The following is a 6,677-nucleotide window of genomic DNA, read 5'->3' on the forward strand; positions in this document are numbered from 1 at the left end:
CTCCCGGCACCGGTGCGCATGCGCCTGTCGCGCTAACGAACGACAAGCTGACCGCCATCGAGCCGGCGCTGCGCGGCGTGTCGCACGCTTGGTTGCTGCCGGGCGAGGGCCAGATCGACCCGGTGCAGACGCTGCGTGCGCTGCATGACGGTGCGCCCTCGGTGCATTGGCACTGGGGTCAACGCGTGATCGACCTGGCGCCCGGCACGCTGCGCTTGTCAGACGGCAGTTGGCGGCGCTTCGACGCTGTGCTCGATCTGCGCGGCTTGGGCGCCCGGCCCGAGCTGCCGCTGCGCGGTGTGCGTGGCGAGACGGTGTGGCTGCGCGCGCCGGGCCATGGCCTGACGCGGCCGCTGCGCCTGCTGCACCCGCGCCATCGCATCTACATCGCGCCGCGGCCGGGCGATGTGCTGGTCGTCGGCGCGAGCGAGGTCGAGAGCGAAGACCGCAGCGAGGTCTCACTGAAGAGTGCCGTCGAGCTGATGTCGGCGGCACAAAGCGTGATGCCGGCGCTGCAAGAGGCGCGCATCCTGCGGCTGGACCGCAACCTGCGTCCCGCGCTGCCGGACCACGAGCCGCGCATCGACACCCAGCCCGGCCTGGCCCGCATCAATGGCTTGTTCCGCCACGGCTGGCTGATGGCGCCCGCATTGGTCGACGACACGTTGCGCACGATGGAGTTGGCATGAGCGATACCGCACATGACACCGTCGTCGTCAACGGCGAGCCTGTGGCCAATGCCGAAGGGCTGAGCCTGGCCGAACTGTTGCATCGGCTCGGCGAGCCGGCCGACCAGGTGGCCACGGCGCTGAACGGCAGCTTCGTGGCTCGCGACCGCCGCGACGACGTGCAACTGGCCGGCGGCGACCGCATCACCGTCTTCAAAGCCATCGTCGGAGGGTGACGAGATGACGACAACAACGACGCCGTGGTCGCTCTACGGCACGCCTTTGAACAGCCGCTTCCTGCTTGGCAGTGCCGGCTACCCGTCGCCCCAGGTGTTGCGCGAATCCATCGCAGCCGCCGGCACGCAGATCGTGACGGTGGGGCTCAAGCGCTCGCTGGCCGCAGATGCCGGCGACAACGGCTTCGTCGACATCGTGCGCAACAGCGGCGTGCACCTGCTGCCCAACACCGCCGGCTGCCGAACTGCGCGCGAGGCGATCGTGCTGGCGCACATGGCGCGCGAACTGTTCGGCACCCGCTGGGTCAAGCTCGAGGTGACCGGTGACGAGCACACGCTGCAGCCTGAGCCGTGGGAGCTGCTGGACGCGGCGACGCAACTGGTGCGCGATGGTTTCCAGGTCTTTCCGTACTGCACCGACGACCTGGTGGCCTGCCGTCGCCTGCTGGACGCCGGCTGCGAGGTGCTGATGCCCTGGGGCGCGCCGATCGGCTCTGGCCAGGGCCTGCTGAACCCTTACGCGCTGCGCACCTTGCGCGAGCGTTTGCCGGGGGTGCCCTTGATTGTCGACGCGGGCATCGGTGCCCCGCACCACGCCGCACGCGCGATGGAGTTAGGTTTCGACGGTGTGCTGCTGAACTCGGCGGTCGCACAGGCACGCGAGCCGGTGCGCATGGCCGCGGCATTTGCCCACGCTGTCACGGCGGGGCGCCTGGGCTACGAAGCAGGCGTGATGGCACCGCAGGACATGGCCGTGCCCAGCACGCCGGTGGCCGATCGGCCGCTGCTGATCGGCTGACAACGGGCACATACATGTCGGCCAACTGTCGAGGAACGCACAAACCCCAACGCCTTGTTGCAAGCGCGGGGAAATGCTTTCTCCAGTTCGTGCGGTATCGGCCGACAACGAGCGGATCTCTCCACTTCCGATCGCCGCCCACCGATGCCACTTGCCCGCTCCCCTGCCGACTCCGAACGAGGCATGTCGCGTGGCGCCTTCTGGCTGATGCTGCGGCGCGTGGCCGTGTTCGCCGGCTGCGTGGACCTGGTCTACCTGCTGGCCTTCTTCGCCCTTGGCATGCCGGTGATGGCGTTGGCCAACTTGGTCAGCGTCAGCATGTATGCCGCGGCCTATGTGCTGCTCGGGAAGCGGCACAACCTGCCCGCCGTGGCGCTGATGTGGACCGAGGTGCTGGTCCATGCCTGCGCGTGCACCGTGCTGCTGGGCTGGGACAGCGGCACGCACTACTTTCTGCTGGTCTTCTTGCCGGCGGTGGCCGTCAGCCGATCGCCGCGTCACGCCATCATCGCAATGGGCTTCGTGCTCGCGGTCTACCTGGGGCTGGATGCGGTGACGCAGGCCGTGCCTGTGGCCTACCCGCTGACAGCCGAGCCGTTGATGGCGCTGCGCTGGCTCAGCATCACGGTCGTTTTCGTGATGTTCGGCTACACCGCGCGCTACTACACCCAGCGGGTGCACGAGGCCGAAGGCCGGCTCTACGACCTGGCGACCACCGACACGCTGTCGGGCCTGTGGAACCGCCGCCAGTTCCTGCAGATGGCGCACGCCGAGATCGACCGTGCCAGCCGGCACAACACCCCGCTGGCGCTGGTGCTGGCCGACATCGACCACTTCAAGGGGGTCAACGACCAGCATGGGCACGACACCGGCGACCGGGTGATCCAGCATGTGGCCGGCCTGATGCGCCACCAGGCCCGCACCGGCGACCTGATCGGCCGCTGGGGCGGCGAAGAATTCGTGATGCTGCTGCCGATGACCGATGGCAACGGCGCGCTGGAGCTGAGCGAGCGCATCCGCGCCAGCGTCGAACAGATCGCCTGCCAGCATGGGGGCGTCGCGGTGCCAGTGACCATATCGCTGGGCGTTTGCGAGGTGCTGCCGGGTCAAGCGCTCGACCACGCCTTCAAGAACGCCGACGCGGCGCTTTACACCGCCAAGAACGCCGGCCGCAACCAGGTCTGCGTGGCGCCGCTGGCCTTGCCGGCACGACCCACCGCCCCGCAGGCCGCGCGCAGCCCCGCCGAGGCCCAGGCGCACRCGCTGCCGGCCGCCTGACACTTTCCATCCGCCGAGCCCCGGCACCGGGGTTCGCGCCCCGTGTGGCGGTGCGTCGCACCTACAACACGCCATGAACCTACCCATCGTCTGGAGCATTGCCGGCACCGATTCCGGCGGTGGCGCCGGCCTGGCCGCTGACCAGCGTGCCGCAGAGGCGCTGGGCACCCATCTGTGCCCGGTGGTGGCAGCGGTCACGGCACAGAACAGCGTCGCCGTGACGCAGGTGCAGCCGGTGCCACCTGACTGGCTCGATGCACAACTCGCAGCGCTGGCAGCGGACATGCCGCCACGCGCCGTCAAATGCGGCTTGCTTGGCAGCGTCGACAACCTGCGGGTGCTGCTGCGCTGGGTCGACCGGCTGCGTGCCGACCACGGCCCGGTTCCGTTGGTGGTGGACCCGGTGCTGGGTGCCAGCACGGGCCGTGCGTTCGTCGACGATGCCTTGCTGGCCGCCTACCGCGACGAGCTGCTGCCGCGCACGACGCTGCTGACACCGAACCGGCGCGAGGCTGCGCTGCTGTTAGGCGAGTCGCCCGACAGCGTGCGCGACGCGGCGGCCGTGCCGGCGCTGGGGCGTGCATTGCGCGCACGTGGCGTGCAGGCGGTTGCGATCACCGGTGGCGACAGTGCCTCCCTGGACGAACGGGTGCTCGATTGGGTCGACACCCCACAGGCCGCCGGCTGGCTGGCTGCGCCGCGCATCGACACGCCACATCACCACGGCACCGGCTGCACTTTCGCCAGCAGCGCCGCTGCAGCGATGGCGCTGGGGCATGTGCCGGCCGATGCGTTGGTGCTGGCCAAGATGGCCACGCTGCATGCCTTGCAGTGCGGCAGTGCCGTGGGGCAGGGTGCCGGGCCGGTGCGTGCGGCGGCAGGCTTTGGCGAAGACCCGCTGCTGATGCCACTGCTGTCGTGGGGCGAGGTGCCGGCCTTTGCAACTCGGCGCGAGGTGGCAGACGAATCGTTGGGTTTGTACGCGATCGTCGACAGCTTGGCGCGTGTTCAGCAGGTGCTGGCCGCCGGCGTGCGCACGGTGCAACTGCGCATCAAGGAAGGCGCAGCCGACGTGAACACGCTGCGTGAGGAGATCCAGGCGACCGTGCAGGCTTGCCGTGCTGCCGGCGCGCATCTCTTCATCAACGACCATTGGGCACTGGCGATCGAGCTGGGCGCGCCGGGCGTCCATCTGGGCCAAGAGGACTTGATGGCGCTGGGCGAAGCGGGGCGCGCTGCGCTGGCTGCCTGCGGCGTCGCCCTCGGCATCAGCTCGCACAGCCTGTGGGAGCTGGCGCGTGCGCGGGCATTGGCACCCCGCTACATCGCCTGCGGCCCGGTCTGGCCCACGCTGACCAAGCGCATGCCTTGGCGCTCGCAGGGGCTGGACAACCTGCGCTGGTGGTGCCGCATGGCCGATCACCCGGTGGTGGCGATTGGCGGCATCCTGGCGCCTGAGCAAGCTGAAGTCGCAGCGGCTTGCGGCGCCGATGGCGTTTGTGTGGTGCGCGGCTTGGGCGAGCGACCGGCGGCCACCGTGCCTGGCTTTCAGAGGGCGCTGCTAGCGGGGCGGCAGGCAGCGCGCTCGCCTGCACCGGCGCTGCCGCATCCGATGCTGGGTTGACCCGCGTCAGGCCGCCTTGAGCTTGCCGGCAAACGCCAGCAACGCATCGACCACACTGGCGACGGCGGCGGCGGTCTTCGGGTCTTTCAACGCGCCAGCCTCGTCGAACGCATCACCAGCGCGGCTCAGCGCGTTCTGCTGCGGCTGCACGACCATCTGGAAGTTCATCTGGAAGTACTGGCGCAGGTAGTTCATCGAGCGCAGACCGCCCAACGCGCCGGGTGAGGCCGAGAGCAGGCCGACAGGCTTGTTGGCGGTGGTGGCCAGGCCGGTGGGCAAGCCGTCGCCGGCGCCCAGGCGCGAGAGCCAATCGAACGAGTTGATCACCAACGGCGTGGGGAAGCCGTTGTACTCGGGCGTGACGACGAGCATCGCGTCGGCCTGCGCCAAAGCGGCTTGCAGCGTGCGGGCACCGGCCGGCACACCACCGGCGGCTTCGAGGTCGCCGTCGTACAGCGGCAGCGCTAGCGCGCGCAGGTCCATCTGATTCACCTCGGCGCCGCGCGAGCGTGCGATCTCGGCCACCACCCGGGCCAGCCTCAGGTTGAACGAGCCTTGGCGTTGGCTGCCGGAGATCAGGAGCAGGTTCATGGTGGTCCTTGGTGGGGCGAATCAGCTCAGATGCACAGCGCCTTGATGTCTTCCGGAATCGGGATCGACTTCAGCTTGTAGCTGCCCGGCACGCGCACGACGAAGGCGCGTGTTTCGCGTCCTTCGCACAGCAGCTCGTCGTCGCGCAGGATGCGGTGGTGCTGGATAAGAACCTTGGCACGCCACTCTTCGACATGGGTGTGCACTTCGAGCGTCTGGCCGTAGGTAGCCGGCTTCAGGAAGCGGGTGTTGATCTCGAGCAATGGCGTGCCGACGATGCCGCGCGTGGCCTCCAGCTCGCGCCACGGCGGCACGCCGCAGGCCATGAAGAAGGCCAGCGAGGCCTGGTCCATCCAGCGCGAGAAGTTGGGGAAGAAGACGATGCCGGCGGGGTCGCAATCGCCGAAATGCACGTCGACGCGGTGGATGTGCGTCTTGCTCATCAGATGCGGATGACTTCGAGGGAGGGCCGGTCACTGTACAGCGCCAGCACCTGCTCGGCACGGCGCGCCAGCACCGCGCGCTGGTTGACGTAGCCCTTGTCGGTGATCTCGCCGGCGTCGGCGTTCGGAGGTTCGGCCAGCAGCAGGGCGCGCGTGGGCACCTGCGACGAGCCGCTGCCGTCGGCACGCAAGGCCTGCAATGCTGCGCGGACCTTGTGGGCACGCTCGGGCGCATCCATCGCCTTGACCGCAGCGCTGGGAAAGACCAGCAGCCCGACCTCCTCGCGGTCATGGCCCGTCACCACCACGTCGGCAGCCAGCGGTGACAGCGCGGCCACCGCACGCACACGCAAAGTACCCACCGAGACCCAGGTCCCGCTCATCAGCTTGAAGTCTTCGGCGACGCGACCGTCGAACGCCACGCCCCGGCTCGGGTCGTCGACATCGATCAACTTGCCGGCATCGCCGATCAGGTAGTAGCCGTCTTCGTCGAAGGCCTTCGCGGTCAGCTCGGGTGCATCGCGGTAGCCTGGAAAGACGTTCGGTCCGCGCACCCGCATCTCCAGCTTGTCGCCGCTGGGCGTGAACTTCAGCTCCGCACCGGGCAACGGCGCGCCGATGCAGCCGGCGCGATCGATGCCCCAGTGCACGCTGGTGACCGCAGGCGCCGTCTCAGTCGCACCCCAGGACGAGGTGAACCAGATCGGCCGTTCGCGCACGCGGCCCGCCACCGCCTCGATGCGTTGCCACAGGCTTTGCGGCAACGCGGCGCCGGCGTAGAACAAGCCCTCCAGCGGCTCGAMGAAGCTGCGCGCGAAGCCCTCGTCGGCTTCGAGGAAGGGCAGCAGCATGTCGAAGCCGCGCGGCACGTTGAAGTAGAAGTTCGGCCGCACCTCGCGCAGGTTGGCCACCGTATTCTCGATCAGCCCCGGCATCGGCCGGCCTTCGTCCACATGCAGGCTGCCGCCGTGGGCCAGCACCATGTTGAAGTTGTGGTTCGCGCCGAAAGTGTGGCTCCAGGGCAGCCAGTCCAACAGG

8 protein-coding genes are annotated in these 6,677 nt (G+C 69.0%); 5 read left to right on the plus strand and 3 right to left on the minus strand.

Annotation, left to right across the window (positions count from 1 at the left end; genetic code table 11):
• From AC1DYI_RS23370 to AC1DYI_RS23390, 5 genes are all read left to right on the plus strand, one after another.
• The coding region (locus AC1DYI_RS23370) for an FAD-dependent oxidoreductase (protein WP_477206525.1) at positions 1 to 689 on the plus strand (689 nt) is incomplete at its 5' end.
• The gene (gene thiS / locus AC1DYI_RS23375; RefSeq protein ID WP_477206526.1) at positions 686 to 904 is read left to right on the plus strand and encodes a sulfur carrier protein ThiS; all 219 of its coding nucleotides are present in this window, start codon (positions 686 to 688) and stop codon (positions 902 to 904) included. The genes AC1DYI_RS23370 and thiS, both read left to right, overlap by 4 nt.
• A 4-nt stretch (positions 905 to 908) precedes the next feature.
• Entirely contained in the window at positions 909 to 1,703 is a 795-nt protein-coding gene (locus tag AC1DYI_RS23380; protein WP_477206527.1) for a thiazole synthase, read from the plus strand.
• A gap of 144 nt (positions 1,704 to 1,847) precedes the next feature.
• A complete protein-coding gene (locus AC1DYI_RS23385; RefSeq protein ID WP_477206528.1) occupies positions 1,848 to 2,981 on the plus strand; it encodes a GGDEF domain-containing protein in 1,134 nt (377 codons plus the stop codon).
• 73 nt (positions 2,982 to 3,054) lie between these two features.
• Positions 3,055 to 4,605 carry a bifunctional hydroxymethylpyrimidine kinase/phosphomethylpyrimidine kinase gene (locus AC1DYI_RS23390; RefSeq protein WP_477206529.1) on the plus strand — a complete coding sequence of 517 codons (1,551 nt, stop codon included), beginning with the start codon at positions 3,055 to 3,057 and terminating at the stop codon, positions 4,603 to 4,605.
• A 6-nt stretch (positions 4,606 to 4,611) separates the two neighbouring features.
• Here the strand turns inward: AC1DYI_RS23390 and AC1DYI_RS23395 are convergent, their stop codons facing one another.
• The 3 genes from AC1DYI_RS23395 to AC1DYI_RS23405 all read right to left on the minus strand — a co-directional run.
• Entirely contained in the window at positions 4,612 to 5,196 is a 585-nt protein-coding gene (locus AC1DYI_RS23395; protein ID WP_477206530.1) for an NADPH-dependent FMN reductase, read from the minus strand.
• Between the two features lie 26 nt (positions 5,197 to 5,222).
• Positions 5,223 to 5,639, minus strand: a complete 417-nt coding sequence (locus AC1DYI_RS23400) for an acyl-CoA thioesterase (RefSeq protein WP_477206531.1) — start codon at positions 5,637 to 5,639, stop codon at positions 5,223 to 5,225.
• On the minus strand, positions 5,639 to 6,677 hold a 1,039-nt coding region (locus tag AC1DYI_RS23405), incomplete at its 5' end, for an AMP-binding protein (protein ID WP_477206532.1). The genes AC1DYI_RS23405 and AC1DYI_RS23400, both read right to left, overlap by 1 nt.

The organism is Ideonella sp. P3_A4, from assembly GCF_056403075.1.

Coding starts and splice junctions, on each gene's coding strand:
- thiS (WP_477206526.1), top strand. CDS start 686: ATGAGCGATACCGCACATGACACCGTCGTCGTCAACGGCGAGCCTGTG.
- AC1DYI_RS23380 (WP_477206527.1), top strand. CDS start 909: ATGACGACAACAACGACGCCGTGGTCGCTCTACGGCACGCCTTTGAAC.
- AC1DYI_RS23390 (WP_477206529.1), top strand. CDS start 3,055: ATGAACCTACCCATCGTCTGGAGCATTGCCGGCACCGATTCCGGCGGT.
- AC1DYI_RS23395 (WP_477206530.1), bottom strand. CDS start 5,196: ATGAACCTGCTCCTGATCTCCGGCAGCCAACGCCAAGGCTCGTTCAAC.
- AC1DYI_RS23400 (WP_477206531.1), bottom strand. CDS start 5,639: ATGAGCAAGACGCACATCCACCGCGTCGACGTGCATTTCGGCGATTGC.